Genomic DNA, 3,683 nt, shown 5'->3' with positions numbered 1-3,683 from the left:
ATACCATATAAGGCCTTGGTCTTGTATATTTTCTTTTTAAAAGTTGAACAAACAAATGGCTGCTTACAAGTGCAGTTAAAGCTTCTACAGCAGAGGCTTTTACATCGTTTTTTCCAAAAAAAATTAAAAACAAGCAAGAAAATATTGTAAAAAAAGGACCGCCTATATGAGTTATTTTGGGCATTATTTTGTCCAATATATTACATTTTATCCTTTCGTTTATATAGAAAAAAATGTTTTTGTCTTTGTCAAGAAGCACTCTTTTTATTTGCATCAGCAAAATCCCCTCCCTACAATCTCATTTCACTAATGCTTTTATCGAAATTTTCAGCACAATTTCACACACTCTATCAGCAGAATTTTTATAAATCAATTATTCCCTTCTTTCTTTCATATCCTCAAGTTTGTCAGGTATCAATGTTAATTCTGCGTTAAATTTTTTCTTACATAATATTATACCATATATTATACCATTATTTCAGCTATCCACTGCAAAAAATAAAAAGGGGAAATACCCCTTTAAGCAATTGCTTTCTTTTTAATTTCTTCAATAGCATTTCTAACTTGAGGAATTAGTGAAACCGCAAAACATATTGCCACTTCTACACCTATTATGCTTCCATTGACTAAAAGTGAATAAACTATAGGGCTCATTCCTTCTGGTGCATAGCTTGCAAAAAAGAACACTCCCGATAAAAAGTGAGAGAAAAATCGTCCAAATCCACCGACTAAAATTCCCAAACTTAGGTTTTTTCTAAAAAAGCCAGCAAGTCCTAAAGCACCGAAGGCCAAAGGATAGTCGAGAAGTACTTGCACCCATTGGACAATAAATGGGTCTTGAATAAGTTGTAAAAATCCATACGCCATTCCTACAATCACACCAGGACCTGGTCCATAATAATAGGCAAAGATAAAAAGCGGCAACATGCTGGCAGGTGTAATAGACCCACCTTGAGGCCAGTGATAAAATCTTATATAAGACAGCACGAAAGAAATAGCGATTGAAAGTGCTCCGTAGACAAGCATTTTTGTGTCAAATTTGACACTTTTTCGCATCAGATATAAAAGAAAAGCTGCCAATAAAATTGCTAATATAACCGATAAGGTCACTGGTTTTATTTTGGCAAAATCAGAAAATATACTTATAATGTAACATAATAAAAAAACACCTCCAGTTAGTGAGGCTATGTTCGCTGAAAAAAAATACCGCGAATGCGGTATTTTTAAGCCGCATTCCCTACGTAGGCATTACCCTCGTCAGGTTCCAAGGGTTTGGCATCAATGCCATCTCAGCCGTTAAGGCTCCCCCAGCGGACATAACCACCTATTTTGTTTTCACTTTAACTTTATCATTTTTTGCTGCATATGTCAATAATGATTATTAAATGCTATTAACTTGCCATCTCTTCCTCTTTTTGAAACTGGCTGTTATAGAGGCTTGCATAGAAACCGCCTTTGGCAAGAAGCTCTTCGTGGGTACCTTGCTCTATAATATCTCCATGGTTCATAACAAGTATCAAGTCAGCATCCCTTATCGTAGAAAGCCTATGAGCGATTATAAAGCTTGTGCGCCCTTTCATAAGGTAATCCATCGCTTTTTGTATTTGTATTTCTGTAAGGGTATCTACAGAGCTTGTAGCCTCATCGAGTATGAGAATTTTGGGATCTTTCAAAATAGCTCTTGCTATAGTTAGTAACTGCTTTTGCCCTTGAGAAATATTTGTGGTCTCTTCATTTAATACCATGTTATAGCCCCCTGGCAATGTCTTTACAAAACTGTCAACATGAGCTGCCTTAGCAGCTTTTATAACTTCCTCATCAGTAGCATCGAGACGGCCATATCTTATATTGTCCATAATAGTACCATTGTAAAGCCAAGTATCCTGAAGCACCATGCCAAAAAGTGAACGCAAATCTTCTCTCGTAAAATCTCTTATATCATGCCCGTCAATCAAAATAGCTCCTTCATTCACATAGTAAAAGCGCATTAAAAGTTTCACTATAGTAGTCTTTCCTGCTCCAGTAGGACCAACAATTGCAACTTTTTGTCCTGCCTTAATAGAAGCAGAAAAGTTATTTATCACCATTTTATCAGGTCTATATCCAAAACGAACATTTCTAAACTCCACATTCCCTTTTATATCTTCAATTTTTACAGGCTGTGGATTATCTGGAACTTCCTCTTCTTCCTCCAAAAACTCAAATACTCTTTCTGCACAGGCAGCAGTTTGTTGCAGTATATTGGAAATATTTGCAATCTGAGCAATAGGCTGTGTAAAAGATCGGATGTACTGTATAAACGCCTGAATATCCCCCACTTCTATTGCATTTTTTATGACCAACCAACTACCCAAAACTGTAACCGCCACATAACCCAAGTTTCCTATTACATTCATAAGTGGCATCATAATACCTGTCAAAAACTGTGACTTCCAAGCTGCTCCGTACAAAGTGTTATTTAATACATCAAACTTTTCAATGCTCTTTTTCTCTCCATTAAAAGCCTTTACTATATTATGGCCTCCATATACTTCCTCCACATGACCATTTACATGCCCTAAATAATCCTGCTGCTCTCTAAAATACATTTGTGAATGTTTGACAATAAAGGCAATTACCAAAGAAGACAAAGGAATTATCAAAAGCGCCACTAAAGTCATAAGCCAGTTTATGGTAAACATCATAATCAAAACGCCTACTACTGTCGTCACAGAAGTGATTATCTGAGTCAAGCTTTGATTGAGAGTCTGAGTAATTGTATCCACGTCATTTGTAATACGTGACAATATTTCCCCTTGATTTGTGCTTTCAAAATATTTCAAAGGCAGGCGGTTAATTTTTTCAGAAATTTCTTTTCTAAATCTATAGGTAACTTTCATCGCAACCCCAGACATTATCCATCCTTGCAGGTATCCGAATAAAGCACTTAAACCATATAAGCCTATGAGAATTAGAATTATCTTTCCTACATATTCAAAGTCTATGCCACTGCCTTGCCCTGTTATTTTATTCATTACACCTTCAAAAATTTTGGTTATGGCTTTACTGAGTATTTTAGGACCCGCAATGGAGAAGGAAGCACTAAGAGCTGCTAATATAAATACACTTATTATAGAAATTTTATAAGCTGATAAATATTTTATCAACTTTTTCATTGTGCCTTTAAAATCTCGCGCTTTTTCTCCACCGCGAACCATGCCATGGGGACCGCCTCCCATTCCTGGCCCGCGAAGTCTGGGCATCTGTTTGGGGTCTATTCTTCTATTTTCACTCATGCCAATTCCTCCTCCGACAGCTGTGATAAAGCTATTTCTCTGTAAGTTTGACAGTTTTTAAGTAGGTCTTTGTGTTTCCCTATGCCCACAATTTTACCTTCTTCAAGCACTATTATTTGGTCTGCATGCAAAAGAGTTGACACCCTTTGTGACACCATTATAACAGTGCTTGATTTTAGCCTTTCTCTTAAGGCTTTCCTTAAAACTGACTCTGTTTTAAAGTCAAGAGCTGAAAAACTTTCATCAAAAATGTATATTTCAGGCTTTTTAACAAGAGCACGAGCAATGGAAAGCCTCTGCTTTTGCCCTCCTGAAACGTTTGTTCCTCCTTGTGCAATCTCTGAATCAAATTTTTTGGTCTTTTCATTTAATGTTTTTTGCTTTGTACCTTTTTTTATAATTTTTTTA

The 3,683-nt window shown here is 36.2% G+C and carries 3 protein-coding genes, 1 pseudogene and 1 riboswitch; all 4 genes and pseudogenes read right to left on the bottom strand.

Annotation, left to right across the window (positions count from 1 at the left end; genetic code table 11):
- A pseudogene (locus M663_RS0102500) lies at window positions 1–274 on the bottom strand (phosphatase PAP2 family protein); the annotation flags it as partial.
- A gap of 245 nt (window positions 275–519) precedes the next feature.
- Complete coding sequence (thiT, locus tag M663_RS0102495) at window positions 520–1,056, bottom strand: energy-coupled thiamine transporter ThiT (protein WP_337954488.1); 537 nt, start codon at window positions 1,054–1,056, stop codon at window positions 520–522.
- Between the two features lie 160 nt (window positions 1,057–1,216).
- A riboswitch (TPP riboswitch) is annotated at window positions 1,217–1,319 on the bottom strand.
- Window positions 1,320–1,391: 72 nt separating this feature from the next.
- Window positions 1,392–3,275 (bottom strand): ABC transporter ATP-binding protein, encoded by a 1,884-nt coding sequence (locus tag M663_RS0102490; RefSeq protein ID WP_029687829.1) that lies wholly within the window; start codon window positions 3,273–3,275, stop codon window positions 1,392–1,394.
- The coding region (locus tag M663_RS14475; RefSeq protein WP_042805054.1) for an ABC transporter ATP-binding protein at window positions 3,272–3,683 on the bottom strand (412 nt) is incomplete at its 5' end. The genes M663_RS0102490 and M663_RS14475, both read right to left, overlap by 4 nt.

This window comes from Thermoanaerobacter sp. A7A (genome assembly GCF_000445185.1).
Classification (GTDB): Bacteria; Bacillota; Thermoanaerobacteria; order Thermoanaerobacterales; family Thermoanaerobacteraceae; genus Thermoanaerobacter.
This window is presented reverse-complemented; position numbering and strand designations above follow the sequence as displayed.

Coding starts and splice junctions, on each gene's coding strand:
- thiT (WP_337954488.1), bottom strand. CDS start 1,056: ATGCGAAAAAGTGTCAAATTTGACACAAAAATGCTTGTCTACGGAGCA.
- M663_RS0102490 (WP_029687829.1), bottom strand. CDS start 3,275: ATGAGTGAAAATAGAAGAATAGACCCCAAACAGATGCCCAGACTTCGC.